Annotated in this window: 11 protein-coding genes; 5 read left to right on the top strand and 6 right to left on the bottom strand. The window is 41.2% G+C overall.

The window, feature by feature from the left end:
- Positions 1-43 precede the first annotated feature (43 nt).
- Positions 44-2791, bottom strand: a complete 2748-nt coding sequence (locus tag PL11201_RS22235; protein ID WP_079681013.1) for a phycobilisome rod-core linker polypeptide — start codon at positions 2789-2791, stop codon at positions 44-46.
- A 670-nt stretch (positions 2792-3461) separates the two neighbouring features.
- Here PL11201_RS22235 and PL11201_RS22230 point away from each other — a divergent pair.
- Positions 3462-4613: a pyridoxal-phosphate-dependent aminotransferase family protein gene (locus PL11201_RS22230; protein WP_079681012.1), complete on the top strand. Its 1152-nt coding sequence runs from the start codon at positions 3462-3464 to the stop codon at positions 4611-4613.
- Between the two features lie 200 nt (positions 4614-4813).
- Here PL11201_RS22230 and PL11201_RS22225 read toward each other — a convergent pair whose 3' ends face one another.
- Together PL11201_RS22225 and PL11201_RS22220 are read right to left on the bottom strand one after the other, a co-directional pair.
- Positions 4814-5059 carry a ribbon-helix-helix domain-containing protein gene (locus PL11201_RS22225; RefSeq protein WP_079681011.1) on the bottom strand — a complete coding sequence of 82 codons (246 nt, stop codon included), beginning with the start codon at positions 5057-5059 and terminating at the stop codon, positions 4814-4816.
- Positions 5060-5133: 74 nt separating this feature from the next.
- Entirely contained in the window at positions 5134-6822 is a 1689-nt protein-coding gene (locus tag PL11201_RS22220) for a DUF3352 domain-containing protein (RefSeq protein ID WP_079681010.1), read from the bottom strand.
- 206 nt (positions 6823-7028) lie between these two features.
- Here PL11201_RS22220 and PL11201_RS22215 point away from each other — a divergent pair, with 206 nt between their 5' ends.
- Both PL11201_RS22215 and PL11201_RS22210 read left to right on the top strand, forming a co-directional pair.
- Positions 7029-8675 carry a GspE/PulE family protein gene (locus tag PL11201_RS22215; RefSeq protein ID WP_144017852.1) on the top strand — a complete coding sequence of 549 codons (1647 nt, stop codon included), beginning with the start codon at positions 7029-7031 and terminating at the stop codon, positions 8673-8675.
- 65 nt (positions 8676-8740) lie between these two features.
- Positions 8741-10420 carry an ABC1 kinase family protein gene (locus PL11201_RS22210; protein WP_079681008.1) on the top strand — a complete coding sequence of 560 codons (1680 nt, stop codon included), beginning with the start codon at positions 8741-8743 and terminating at the stop codon, positions 10418-10420.
- Positions 10421-10423: 3 nt separating this feature from the next.
- Here PL11201_RS22210 and PL11201_RS22205 read toward each other — a convergent pair whose 3' ends face one another.
- Complete coding sequence (locus PL11201_RS22205; protein ID WP_200816835.1) at positions 10424-10843, bottom strand: type II toxin-antitoxin system VapC family toxin; 420 nt, start codon at positions 10841-10843, stop codon at positions 10424-10426.
- 2 nt (positions 10844-10845) lie between these two features.
- Positions 10846-11187 carry a hypothetical protein gene (locus PL11201_RS22200; RefSeq protein WP_079681006.1) on the bottom strand — a complete coding sequence of 114 codons (342 nt, stop codon included), beginning with the start codon at positions 11185-11187 and terminating at the stop codon, positions 10846-10848.
- 168 nt (positions 11188-11355) lie between these two features.
- Here PL11201_RS22200 and PL11201_RS22195 point away from each other — a divergent pair, with 168 nt between their 5' ends.
- The gene (locus PL11201_RS22195) at positions 11356-11850 is read left to right on the top strand and encodes a DUF427 domain-containing protein (RefSeq protein WP_079681005.1); all 495 of its coding nucleotides are present in this window, start codon (positions 11356-11358) and stop codon (positions 11848-11850) included.
- Between the two features lie 76 nt (positions 11851-11926).
- On the opposite strand, the gene PL11201_RS22190 is transcribed toward PL11201_RS22195, so the two are convergent.
- Positions 11927-12277, bottom strand: coding sequence for an antibiotic biosynthesis monooxygenase (locus PL11201_RS22190; protein ID WP_079681004.1), 351 nt, complete (start codon positions 12275-12277; stop codon positions 11927-11929).
- A gap of 249 nt (positions 12278-12526) precedes the next feature.
- Here PL11201_RS22190 and PL11201_RS22185 point away from each other — a divergent pair, with 249 nt between their 5' ends.
- Positions 12527-13741: a DegT/DnrJ/EryC1/StrS family aminotransferase gene (locus PL11201_RS22185; protein ID WP_200816834.1), complete on the top strand. Its 1215-nt coding sequence runs from the start codon at positions 12527-12529 to the stop codon at positions 13739-13741.
- Positions 13742-13864 lie beyond the last annotated feature (123 nt).

The raw sequence follows: 13864 nt of genomic DNA, 5'->3' as shown, positions 1-13864 counted from the left end.
ACTCTTGCACTGATAACTGTTTACTGATCACTGATCACTGATTTTAGCTGCGGTCAGTCGCAGTCGCAGGTTCAAAACTGGGAACCACTAACTCATCGTTTTGCTTAGTTAACTGGTTATACAACCGTTCCGTATTCGGGAAATTAGCCGCAGGTAAAGTCGGATAACGACGATAGGGAACCGTATCTTCCCCGAACAGTTGAGCGTATTCCACACTGTTCACCATCGCGTTAATAAACCCTTTCAACCCATCGGTCGCCAGGATTTGGTTATACATCCGAATTTCCGCCTGGTTACGAGGAGCCCGACCCAAGAAATGCTTGGTTCCCAACTCAATCACCTTAGTATTGGGATAGGGGGTATAGAACTCCTTGATATACAGAGAAGTGCTTCCCAACGCCTCAATAAACTCTTTCAGGTTAATTTCATTGTTCCCCAGTTTACTTTCGAGAGCGGTAAACTCATTTCTATTCACATAGGGATCAATATTGCGCTCAAAGATTTGACGATAAGCCGCTTGAATCAGAGTTTTCAGCGCCACTTTATCGCTAGTGGTCGTCAGCTTGAACACCTTGCTTTGTTGGCGTCGTTTGCTGACACCTTGAGCAACACGGTTATCTAACTCAATCTCACCCTTGGTTTGGTCAGGAGTACCCAGTTCGATAAACCGAGGCGTAACTTCTGCGGTTCCCACCGGGTTTTTCTCCGCAAAAGCACCGACCCGACCCGTCCGCAGGAACACACCCCCGGGAGTCAAATACCGTTCATAAGGAACCGTATCTTCCCCAAAGGCTTCGTTATATTCCTGGCTATCGAGAATGGCATCTACCAAAGCATAGAAGCCCTTCTTGGAACTCAGATCGAAGTAGGCATTCATTTCCTGACGGCCGTAGGTCGGACGACCCAACAGACGGCGATGGATATATTCGATCGCTTTACACACATACAGCGATGTCCAATACATCTTACGGAACACATCGGACTTGGCCAAGGCGCGAATAAACTCCCGCACGGTAATATCGCCGTTTTCCAGCTTAATTTCCGCCACGGTTTGGCGTTGACCTTCATACAGTTCCCGGCCGAACACCTGCCGATAGGCCGCAGTAATCACTGCTTGGGTAGAGGTTTCCGAGTAATTAACACTGGTTCCTTTGCTACTTCCACTGCGCTTGAACCGACTGCTAATATAGCCCCCGGGCAGTTGATCCAGTTTGAACACCTTCGGCCCCAAAGATCCAGGATGGTTACCTCTGGCCGCCGGGTTGCTCAACTGGTTATCAATTCCAGCCCCATTGCGAATTAGAATCCTTCTGGTATCTTTACCAAAGGGAGCCGGACGGTTACTGGGATTGCGAGTTTCTTTCGGGAAAATTGCCCCGAACTGAATTTCCAGGGGATCATTTCCGGTTCCGTAAACGTGCTGATCCCGCAGAGGTTGTTTATAGTCTGCGAACAAAGTCACAAACTGGGGAACTTTACGGAAAGGAGCACTGTAGTTAAACAGGTCAATTTGTGGCCCCCAGTTGCGGCATTCTTGGGCTTCTTGACCCAAACCGCGCAAATAGGGAACGGTTTCCTCCCCGAAATAATCGGAATATTCTTGAGAATCCACCAGCGCATCCACTAGGGCAGATAAGCCGCCTTTGGACACAACCGAGAAATATTTGGTGAATTCTTCAGGAGAACTTAAACCCCGACCCAAGAAGTGACGGGTTGCCAGTTCCACCACCCGACTATTGACATAGGGTTCATAGAAATTTTTCCGATACAACGGAGATTTTCCTAAGCGGCGGATAAACTCTTTGGTAGAGATTTCGCCGTTTTTCACCTTGGATTCTAAGTCGGAAACGCTCAAGCTATAGGCGCGGGTAATATCCCGTTCAAACACTTGGCGATAGGCCGCTTTCACCACGTCTTCTTTTTCCGTGGAAGACAATCCGGGTTTCATTACGAACTTCTGACGACGTTCGGCGGCGTTGAAGTAAATTTGAGGCAGTGCTAACCCTTGTTGGTCACTACTGTTAGGACGTTGGCGAACCTTTGTCCCAGGAGTGGCGGCTTCAAATTCGGTGATTAACACACCAAAGTATTGCAGGGCAATTTCTTGAGCTTCTTTGTCTGCTTTTAAATAGCCCAAAGCAGCCCGACGCATTTCTTGCAGGGCCACCAAAGTCGCCGAGCTAGAACAAGCATTTTCAATGATTTCCCGCAATCCCCGCACGTTAACGGCGATTAGATTTGGGTCACCTGCGACAATGGCGTAGGTCGTGTAACGTAAGAACCAGCTTAAATCCCGCAGGGATTTGGTCATGTTCCCCGGGCCATAACGAGAAACGTTAATCGGCCCAAAACCCGGGGGTAAAAATACGGCTGGCCCCGATCCTGTATCTGCAAAAATGGATTTTAAACCATCCAACAGGCTGTTACTGCGGCTCTCCGCATAGGAAACCGTTCCCAGTTTCATGCCTTCGGTGACATTACTGCTACCGCCACCAACCGCCACCATTTCGGGTGTTGGATCTTCACTCGGTTTTTCTAAAAACGCCAGAGGGGAGCCCCCTGTGAAAATCCGGTTGGCAGCACGGGAAACGATCAATTCCGCATTTTGTGTCAGAATTTGAGCAATTTCTAAACGTTTCGCCCCAGAACTGAAATAGGTTGCCAGTTCACTGAGTTCGCTTTTGCCCAAAAAGCGATCCTGTTGCTCCGCTTGGGAAATGGTTGCAACGGGTACGGTCTGATAGAGTTGCGGACGCGCAACTGAGCTTCCACCACTTGCTTTTACACTCATTCGATCTTTGTCGCTCCCTATCTGAATCTTGACAGTATGGAACCTGGAATATGGTACTGTTCTCAAACATTCAACGGATGAGTCAGCCTCGCCCTTAGCCGGGAGCGCTTCCAACCCTATCCTCGCTTGAGTTGTTGCCAATTTAATCTTTCAGATTAAAATGATTTTGGCTAATTAACCAGACATTTATAAAAAATCGTACCGACAATATATTGTATAGACTTGAGCGAAGTTATCTGAGAAAAAAGAATAAGTTTTGTTAAGTTGGAGCCGTCGATGGTTAGCTGTTGTTGATTTAACATCGCTCGAAGGCAAATTTCTGATAGGGCAGTGTTCAAGGTACTTAGGACGTCATCATACCACCAAACCGGATCGGATTCAGACTTTCTCTTAAAAATTCCCCTAGCCCGCTTTCCTATGACTTTACGATCAATCAATTTTTATGAACTTGGATAAAAAGGCATTCTAGGAGGTGCTGTTTTCCAGATTAATTCTATTTATTCTGGGGTTAAAAGTTTCTTGAAATTAGCGATCGCCTCCCCTTAAATTAATCAAAAATGTTCAAAACAAGCCAGATTTTTTCTAAGTTGAACTGAAAAGTGTCAATCTTCTTAACATCAATTAAGGTCATCCTACAGCATAATAATAGTATTGAGTCAAAAATAATTTTATGAATACAGTTTCTGCCTCCGTTAATAATAAAAACCGCATTATTCCCCCGGAATTGAATCTCCCGCCCCGTCTATTGTTAGGGCCGGGGCCATCCAATGCCAACCCCCGGGTATTGCAGGCACTGGCCATGCCCCCCGTCGGACACCTTGACCCCTATTTTTTGCAACTGATGGACGAGGTACAAACCCTGCTGCGCTACGCTTGGCAAACGGATAACCCCATGACTATCCCCATGAGTGGCACCGGAAGTGCTGCTATGGAAGCAACGCTGGCGAATATTGTTGAACCTGGGGATGTGGTTTTAGTGGCGGTGATGGGGTATTTTGGCCATCGTTTGGTGGATATGGCGGGCCGTTATGGGGCTGATGTGCGAAAATTAGTTAAACCTTGGGGGCGAGTTTTTAGTTTAGAAGAACTGCGGCAAGGGTTAGAAACCCATCGTCCCAAGGTGTTGGCCCTAGTTCATGCAGAAACCTCGACAGGCGCCCGTCAACCGTTGGAAGGGTTGGGAGAATTGTGTCGAGAATTTGATTGTTTGCTATTAGTAGATACCGTCACCAGTTTAGGGGGTGTGCCACTATTTTTGGATACTTGGGGTGTGGATTTATCCTATAGTTGTAGTCAGAAAGGCTTAGGTTGTCCCCCCGGTTTGGGGCCGTTTACCATGAGTCCTCGGGCTGTTGAAATCTTAAAAAAACGTCCAACAAAAGTGGCGAATTGGTATTTAGATGTTTCTCTGCTTTCTCAATATTGGGGTCAGGATCGAGTTTATCATCATACCGCCCCGGTTAATATGAATTATGCCTTGCGAGAAGCCCTCAGAATTTTAGCACAAGAAGGATTAGAAGCGAGTTGGAATCGTCATCTAACTAATGCTAAATTATTATGGGAGGGGTTACATGATTTGGGATTAGTTTGTCATGTTCATGAAGATTATCGTTTACCCACATTAACAACTGTTCGTATTCCTGAAGGAGTGGATGGAAAAGCTATTTCTCGTCAACTTTTAACGGAATATAATATTGAAATTGGCAATGGTTTAGGAGAATTAGCGGGTCAAGTTTGGCGAGTGGGACTGATGGGATATAATAGCCGTCCTGAAAATGTTCTGTTATTATTATCCGCGTTAAAACGGGTTTTAAATCGTTAAATTGTAGTAGTGCGAGCGTCCTCGCTCGCTTGTTTTGATCAAGAATAGTCAACCGTTATTCTTCTTTTAAAATTCTTTCAATATCTCTAGTCGAGTGAAGAATGCGAACAATTAAAATCCGATCTTCAAAGGATAAATAAAAGATTAAATACTTTTCAAATCCTTTAACTGACCATCTCCTTAACTCCTCTAAACGAACATTACTCTGGTTGAAAATGTTGTATTAATTGAGAACGTTTTTGATCCCACCATTCATCTGTTAACTCTATCGGTTCACCACTTTCTAACCCTTCTAATAATAAAGATTCAACTCGTTCTATTTTTACTTGTTCTTGACGCAGTAAATCTAGGATATACTCGTTAGCATTACCATAACCTCCTTTAGCAACTTGTTGTTCAACAAAAGTTTGAATTGACTCAGGGAGAGAAAGATTTAGTAAGTTCATCGTTTAACCTCTGATTTTAAATTTACAGTTTAGACAGAAACCCGGTTTCTTAGAAACAGGGTTTCTGGGAGCAACTAACGCAGTCTTAAAAATACCGTTGCGTGTTGAACATTCCCCACGCGATCACTACTACTAATGGTAAACGATCGCAAATTATCAAAAAACGGTTTAGCTGAAAGTTCCACTAACTTAAACAAGGGGAATTGTTGATTCAGGAAATTGCGACTGGTTAGCCAATTGAGATAGAAATAACCATCATTGATTTGAGGTAAAACTTCAATACTAGCCTTAAAATCGGGATCTTTAGTAATCAGATTTTCCGTTGTTGACAATCCTAAAACCTCATCCATTGCTTCTACAGAAGTTGTAAAAATTTCATATTTCCCTATGGTTGAATGTACTCCTTTTGCAGTGGCTTCAATTAATCTAGTTTGAGTTTTGGCCTTATCTTTTTTCTCCAAAACCATAGGGGTTAACTTTGTCCAGGCTGAAAGGGTATTATTATTAAGATTAAATGATCCCAAACTATAGCCTTGTTCTGTCGCTATTTTATCTAAATTTTCAATGGCTAGATTAGCATTTTCTGGACGTTCTGCTACAAACACCCAATCCCATTTTTCCTTACTATGGGGAACTACCGCTAAGGCATATTCTCCTGTCACCCAACTAAAAATATCTTGAGGTAAATCTAAACCCCATAGAGCTTTAATTCCGGCTATGGGTTGGGTAATAAATTGTTCTAAAGGTTTATTAGCTGCAACAATAGCAGAGAAATCTGTCCAGAGTTGATTTAAGTCTTTTCCTGCAATTAATAACGGACTATTAGAACTAATATAGTTTAATGCTTCTACGGGTTGAGAAAAAGCTGGAGATGGTTGGGTTGTATCTTCCTCTACGGTAGCAATTAACGCTGTTTCCGCTAATAATCCTTGAGAATTAATCCCTAAAGATACGGCTAAACTCGGTTTTTGACCAACAAATTCGTCTGTTGGGTCAGTTACTAATTGCCAATCTCCTAAATTAAAAAATCCAAATCCCACTCCCCCAGGTTTTAATTCTTGTAAGGCTTTTTGATAGGATTCAGATTGACTTAAATTGAGATTCGCTTGTATCGTATTTAAGGCTTCTTTCATCACTTTAGGATAGTTGGCAAATAACACAAAGCGATCATTAATTGTAGCCATAACTAAAGTCGGTGCATCATCAATTGTTCCTTGAAAGGGACGACGATAAATGAGTTTAACCCCTCGATATTGATCTTGAATAATATCTAAACCAGCACCCACTTGTTTTTGCCAAAATTCATCTAAAATCTCTTGACTTTTTTTTGAGTTTTGGGTTGATAAAGCGACAAAATATCCAGGTTGTTGACCATTATTAGCTAACCGATCTAGATCGGGAGTAATTAATGCCCAAGTTATTTCATTCCCTAACCATGGTTGAATATCCCGCCCATAATTTAACCCCGTATTTGCTAAAAGACTTTCTTTAATAGAGTTCAGTTGAATCCGATTATTATTACTTTTTTGAGAAAAGGTTAAAATCTTTCCCACTGATTCTAACCGATCGGGATTTACTAATAATGAAACCATCGCTGGAGCCGTCCGAGGAACAAACATTGCCGCCTCTGGTGCTGTTTTTGTGCTACCTGTGACTAAAGCAGCCGGGTTTTGACCCGATAATTTATAAACCCCCCCAATTCCCAGGAGTCCCAAAACGACCAGACCAATCACCAAAATCTTAGGAAATGAGCGTCTTTTCATAAGCTTAACCGTTGAGCGAATAACATTGTCAGATGGGAGTTCCTTCTCTATTATGTGTCAATTGTGTACTTACGATACAAAGAAGACAGATTTAAGGAGAGTTAAGTTCAAAATCTATACTTTACCTGTATAATTATACTAGATAACTGATGTATTTATTGACTCGATTTTCTATCGGATTATATTGATCCTATTGTTAACCTATTATGACTGCAAGAACACCTGTTTTATCCGCTTGGCAACAACTGAGAAATCAGAGTATTACCTGTGAACAAGCATTAAAAAATTTAGTCGATGATCAAAAAATTTTGAATCTAAAATTATTGGATCGGGATGTTAGTTTTAGATTTTTTCGCGAATTTCCAGATAAAAATATTTTGCCCCCGGTCATTCCCTTATTATTATGGCAAAATTGCTATTATTTGGGATGTCCGGTAGAAGTCTCCATGGACGCACTTACCCTGATGGGCGATCGCACTTTTTCTGATATTAAAATTATCCCCATTGATGATAAGAGTTATCGGGCTTGGTATCATGCCCAACATCTCGATCCCCATCGAATTACTTCCAGCCCCTTAATTAACCCATTAACGGGAGAATTAGAATCGGAAAACGTTAGTGAAACCACCGAATTATATTTATCAAAAGCCGCAGATCAACTGACTCGAATTAAAACTTTAATTTCAGGAGCTTTAAGAAATCGTGCCAGTGATATTCATTTAGAACCTTCCCAGGAGGGTTTAAGAGTTCGTTATCGAATTGATGGTTTACTTCGCAATATTACGCTCTTACCTTCGGATATTGGACGTAAAGTTATTGTGGCAATTAAAGTTATGTCAAATATGGATATTGCCGAAAGTCGTCGCCCCCAAGATGGCAGAATTGGGGAGAATTATGTATCAGGACAAGACTTAGAAGTTGCCCTTGATATGCGGGTTAGTACCCTGCCCTGTGTCGGGGGTGAAAAGGCTGTAATTCGATTATTACCCCAAGAAAATCCTTTCTCTGGATTACAGGATTTAGGCTTCTCGGAAACCACATTAAATATTTATAAAAGTTGGCTCTGTCAACCCCAGGGAATGATTATTTTTACCGGGCCCACAGGGTCAGGAAAAACCAGTACCCTTTATAATAGTTTATTAGCCGTTGCCACCGAAAATGTTAATGTTGTCACCGTTGAAGATCCGGTTGAATATATCTTATCAGGTATTACTCAAACCCAAGTTCATGAACGAGCCGGGATGACTTTTGCTGCCGGATTACGCGCTATTTTACGACAAGATCCTGATATTATTATGGTGGGAGAAATTCGAGATCAAGATACGGCAGATACCGCTATTCGTGCTGCATTAACCGGTCATTTAGTATTAACAACCTTGCATACAAATGATGCCATTGGTGCGATTCCCCGCTTAAAAGATATTGGCCCCGATCCGGGGTTAATTAGTGATGCCTTATTAGGAATTGTGGGACAACGTTTAACCCGTCGTGTTTGCCCCCACTGCGCGGAATCCTATAGCCCAACGGCGACGGATTTAGACCTGTTAGGGTTAGAATTAAAAGAAGTAAAAACTGACGGTTGGCGCAAAGGTCGAGGCTGTTCTAACTGTTTTTATTCTGGCTATTCGGGGCGAGAAGCAATTGTAGAATTATTGGCTGTTGATGATCGAATTCGTCAAATTATTTATGAAGGAACTCTGACAGAATTACATCGTTATTTACATGAAACAGGCTTTTTATCCTTCCGAATTGCCGCTATTGAAAAAGTAACAACTGGAGCCACCACCGTTGAAGAAGTTCAGCGTGTTTTACCTCGCAGTGCCTTAGCTCGAAAGTTCTCCATTAAAACTTGAAATTAGGATCATACAAGCCTATTTCTAACCATTAAAATTCTATTTATTCTTATCTCAGATTTCCCATGCTTACACCCATTGATTCTAAACCCCTGCGTTGGCAAAAAACTCGATATTCTCCATTGACGAGACAATTAGATGTATTTACTGCCTGCGGGTCGTTTATGTTCTTTTTGTGGTGGGATAAAACCTTAGCAAATCAGACCAATCAACAGAAACAAAAACGAGCCATTTGGTTAGTTAAAACTCTCTTAGAGTTAGGGCCAACTTTTATTAAAATAGGACAAGCTCTATCAACAAGAGCCGATATTTTACCCCTGGAATATGTTGAAGAATTGGAAAAACTACAGGATCAAGTTCCTGCTTTTAGTACCGATGAAGCCGTCGCTATTATTGAGGCGGAATTAGGTCATTCTTTATTTACATTATATCGAGATTTTGATGAACAACCCCTAGCTGCCGCTAGTTTAGGACAAGTTCATAAAGCCAGACTGCACACGGGCGAGGATGTCATTGTTAAAGTTCAGCGCCCGGGTTTAAAAGAACTATTTGATTTAGATGTACAAGCGGTACGGCGAATCATTCAGTTTTGTCAGCGGCATTTTAGCTGGTCAAAACTTTATAACTTAGATGAGCTATATAATGAGTTTTTTATGATTTTATATCAAGAAATTGATTATATAAAAGAAGGTAAAAATGCCGAAAGATTTAGAGAAAATTTTAAAAATTATCCGGGTATTTTGGTTCCTAAAGTTTATTGGAAGTATACTACCCATAAGGTTTTAACGATGCAATATTTACCTGGAATTAAAGCTGATGATCGAGATCAATTAATTGCCTATGGAATTGATGTTAAACGGATCAATCAGTTGGGGATTTGTTGTTATTTAAAACAAATTCTTCAGGATGGTTTTTTCCAAGCTGACCCTCACCCGGGAAATATTGCCGTTAGTGTTGATGGAAATTTGATTTTTTATGATTTTGGCATGATGGCAGAAGTAAAAGCCTTGGCTAAGGATCAGATGATTAAAGCCTTTTTTGCCGTGTTAAAAAAAGATACCGATGTGGTGTTAACGACTTTAGTTGATATTGGATTAATTGAGCCTGTATCTGATATGAAACCTGTTAGAAAAATGGTTAAGTTTTTATTGGAAGAATTTACGGAAAAACCTGTTGATTTTCAGATGTTCAATCAAATTAAAGAAGAAATTTATATCATGTTTGAGCAACAACCTTTCCGTTTACCCGCTCAAATGATGTTTATTTTAAAGTCTTTAACTACTTTAGATGGTTTGGCGAGAAATTTAGATCCTAAATATAGTTTAGTTGCTTGCGCCGAACCTTTTGTTAAGAGTTTGACTATTTCTCAAGGACGGGGTAATTTAGTCGGAGAGTTAGCAAAACAGGCGCGAGATTTTATTAAGTTTAGATTACAACAACCGAGCAAATCAGAGGTGTTAATTCGTCGTTTAGAAGAACGTTTGGAGGAAGGAGAGTTACAAATTCGGGTCAGGTCTGTGGAAAGCGATCGCGCTTTAAGACGAATTAATTTAGCGATTAAAACTTTAATTTATATCTGTTGGACAGGATTTACTTTAGTTGCTGGAGCGATTTTATTAATTGGAAATTATCAAGGATGGGCGGTTTTTGTCTTGGTTTTATCCCTATTTGGCTTATGGATGTCGGTGCGATCGCTCTTTAATTTGGCTATTCGAGAACGCTTAGATCGAATTGCAGAAAGTTAATGATTAAATCGTCCAATCTTGTATCAATAAATTGGGTATTTTTTCAAAATGTTGGCGGTTACGAGTGACTAAAATTGCTTGTTGAGATAGGACAATAGAAGCAATTTTTAAATCTTGTGTTCCTATCCTAATTTTTTGACGTTTTAATTCTGTATAATAATTGCCAGCGTCTTGATCAAAATCAAGGACATAAATAGTGTTGAAAAACTCTCTTGTTTCTTTCAAGTCTGCATAGGCTTTTACTAACTTATCAACTGTTTTGGCATCCTTAATTGTTTTTAACCATCCTCTCAGTGATTCTTCTACGGTAATAATAGTAACCGCACGATGCTCAGAGTTAATGTTACTAAGTCTCTCTATCACTTGGGAATTCCCTCTCTGGAACAAAGAGATGTGATCTGTATCTAATACCCATAAATTCATCGTTATTCCTCCTCCTCTGCATCAATTTCATTGCGATAATCTTGAATAGCTTCTAAAACTTGATCAAACAGAGGATCATCTTTAAACATTCCTGCAAATTTCATCCAAGGATCTTCACGTTTAGGAAGTTCAATTTCTAAATTAATAATTTCCGTATACTTTAAAAAATTTTGGAGCCGCTGAGATAATTCTTTAATCGCTTCATCTTGACTATTCGCAATTACTCGTACACTCGGATAGTCTAAAACAAAGGCATGATAATTACCCTTTGGCAGTTTTTTTATACCCACTTCATATTTAACTTTATTAACCAGATTGATTAAAGGTTTAGGATTAGCAATCATTGTTGACTTTAACCTCAATACTTCCTTGAGTAATTATAGCAAGTGGGTTGAATTGTGTCAAGAATGGGCGATCGCTCTTTAATCTAGGTATTCTATAAAAACCAGTTTGAAATTTTCACTAAAATATGTAAAAATACAACTCAGTAAAACCCATAAAACATTATCAGAATGCGACCTATCCCCATTCCCCCCGAACCCGGTCAAGAATCCGTTTGGGATTATCCCCGTCCCCCTCGTTTGGAAGATGTCAACCAACCGATTAAAGTAATATTTAATGGGATTATTCTAGCAGAAACCCAACGAGCAAAACGAGTCTTAGAAACCAGCCATCCTCCCGTATATTATATTCCGCCCGAAGATATTCAATTAGAATATTTACAACAAACTTCTCGCAGAAGTTGGTGTGAATGGAAAGGAGCTTGTAGTTATTATAATATTACGGTTGGTGACAAACAAGCTGTTAATGCGGCTTGGAGTTATTTAAGTCCAGTTCCTGAATTTATTGATATTCAAAATTATTATAGTTTTTATGCTAGTTTCATGGACGCTTGCTATGTGGGAGAAGAATTAGTTCAAGCCCAAACAGGGGATTTTTATGGCGGTTGGATTACTCAAAATATTGTGGGCCCATTTAAGGGAGAACAGGGAACCATGGGGTGGTAATATTTAACCTACAAAACCCGCCTGAGCGGGTTGGTGCGGGTGTAGAAATTTTAATTTGTCGAAACTGATTAGGGTTTTATTTCAACAATGATTCAGCCAATTGTTCTAAATGAATGGCACTATTGACTTCATAAAAAGATGTGGTCGGGGCTTTGACAAATAGGGATGACATTTCATTCATAATAGCTTCATAGGCTTCGGTGTGGTTATTGGAAGTATCCATATCACCAATATCCTCCCAGAAAATTAGAGCAATTCCCTTATCGGTTCCCGGTTCTTGAAGTAAATAAGCTCCTTGAAAACCTTCTTTATAGGTAGCTACCGCTTGTTCAAATAATGTTTGAGCTTCTTTAAATTTACCCGGTTTGAATTCGCCGATGGCAACGTAGGCAACTTTTCGTCTTAAAAAATCCTGAAATTCAGACATAAGTTAATAAATGTAATAAACTGCAAGTTTTTGCAACAGAGTTAAGACTCAACTCTAAATAATTCTACCAGTTTAATCGCCAAAAACCATAGGGAATAACCGTGACCCTTTGACCCTTTGCAAAAATAACAGCAATTGCGATCGCAATTTGTCCAAAGAAAAGTACCCTAGTCTGTAAAATCTAAGAAAATCAAAAAAACGTTCCTCTAGTAGCGAACCCAATTTCAATTTTACTTGGTGGTGTCAAACGTGAATACAGTCCCCCCGCTCGATCTTAGCCTACAGTACAAAACCATTCAGGATGAAGTCAGCGCTTGTGTGCAAGCGGTCTTAGCTTCCGGTCGTTATATTGGAGGTTCAACGGTCGAAGCCTTTGAACAAGACTTTGGAGAATATATTGGGGTTCGGGAAACCATTGCCTGTAACTCGGGAACCGATGCCCTATTTTTGGCCCTCCGCGCCCTGAATATTGGCCCAGGGGATGAAGTGATTACCACCCCCTTTACCTTTATCGCCACGGCAGAAATGATCAGTGCGGTGGGAGCCACACCTGTATTTGTCGATATTGATGCTACAACCTTTAATCTCGATATTGAACAAATCCCCAACGCTGTTACCGAAAAAACCAAAGCTATTATCCCCGTCCATTTATTTGGTCAACCGATGGACATGACCCGATTAATGGCCGTGGCAAAATCCCATGATTTAGTGGTAATTGAAGACTGCGCCCAGGCTACCGGGGCCACTTGGCAAGGGCAAAAAGTCGGCAGTATCGGAGATATCGGCTGTTTTAGTTTCTTCCCCACGAAAAACTTAGGCGCCTGTGGCGATGGTGGGGCCGTAACCACCCAAGATCCAGCCCTGGCCAAAGCCATGAGAATCATCAAAGAACATGGTCAATCCACCCGCTATCGTTCGGATACCATTGGGATTAATAGTCGTTTAGATGCCCTACAAGCGGCGATTTTACGGATCAAACTGCGTTATCTCGATACCTGGAATCAACAACGGCACACCCTCGCCAAACGGTATCATCAGTTACTCTATCCCCTATCTGAAATTATTACACCCCAAGACATTACCTTTGGCGAGAGTGTGTGGAATCAATACACTATCCGGGTACAAACAGAGCACCGGGAGGCAGGGGGAGCAGGGGGAGCAGGGGGAGCAGGGGGAGCAGGGGGAGCAGGAGAATATTACCCATTACCCTCCCTCAAACGACGGGATTATCTGCGAAACTACCTGCAAGAACAGGGAATTGGTTCTATGATTTATTATCCCATTCCCCTCCATCAGCAACCGGTTTATCAAAATTTAGGCTATCAAGCCCATCAACTCCCCATTGTGGAAAGGGTTTGTCAGGAGGTCTTATCTTTGCCCCTATTTCCCGAACTGTCCCCAGAACAGCAAGATCAGGTGATTACCGCCATCAAAGAAGGATTGACTCAAATCCCGCAATTGTAGAAACCTGCGGTGGTCGCGTCTTTGTGGTGCGATTGTTTGTATACTATTGAGTAACAAAACGATAAAAAAATTCACAATTCCTGTTTTCGATCCCAATTCTAAAAATCTGACCACTAGGAGGAA

This window comes from Planktothrix sp. PCC 11201 (genome assembly GCF_900009135.1).
Taxonomy (GTDB): domain Bacteria; phylum Cyanobacteriota; class Cyanobacteriia; order Cyanobacteriales; family Microcoleaceae; genus Planktothrix.
Note: the sequence above shows the minus strand (reverse complement) of the source record. Positions and strands in the feature narration are given on the sequence as shown.

What these genes read in the sequence shown, in the direction of transcription:
- PL11201_RS22235 (WP_079681013.1), bottom strand. Translation starts at nt 2,791, where the DNA reads ATGAGTGTAAAAGCAAGTGGTGGAAGCTCAGTTGCGCGTCCGCAACTC.
- PL11201_RS22230 (WP_079681012.1), top strand. Translation starts at nt 3,462, where the DNA reads ATGAATACAGTTTCTGCCTCCGTTAATAATAAAAACCGCATTATTCCC.
- PL11201_RS22225 (WP_079681011.1), bottom strand. Translation starts at nt 5,059, where the DNA reads ATGAACTTACTAAATCTTTCTCTCCCTGAGTCAATTCAAACTTTTGTT.
- PL11201_RS22220 (WP_079681010.1), bottom strand. Translation starts at nt 6,822, where the DNA reads ATGAAAAGACGCTCATTTCCTAAGATTTTGGTGATTGGTCTGGTCGTT.
- PL11201_RS22215 (WP_144017852.1), top strand. Translation starts at nt 7,029, where the DNA reads ATGACTGCAAGAACACCTGTTTTATCCGCTTGGCAACAACTGAGAAAT.
- PL11201_RS22210 (WP_079681008.1), top strand. Translation starts at nt 8,741, where the DNA reads ATGCTTACACCCATTGATTCTAAACCCCTGCGTTGGCAAAAAACTCGA.
- PL11201_RS22205 (WP_200816835.1), bottom strand. Translation starts at nt 10,843, where the DNA reads ATGAATTTATGGGTATTAGATACAGATCACATCTCTTTGTTCCAGAGA.
- PL11201_RS22200 (WP_079681006.1), bottom strand. Translation starts at nt 11,187, where the DNA reads ATGATTGCTAATCCTAAACCTTTAATCAATCTGGTTAATAAAGTTAAA.
- PL11201_RS22195 (WP_079681005.1), top strand. Translation starts at nt 11,356, where the DNA reads ATGCGACCTATCCCCATTCCCCCCGAACCCGGTCAAGAATCCGTTTGG.
- PL11201_RS22190 (WP_079681004.1), bottom strand. Translation starts at nt 12,277, where the DNA reads ATGTCTGAATTTCAGGATTTTTTAAGACGAAAAGTTGCCTACGTTGCC.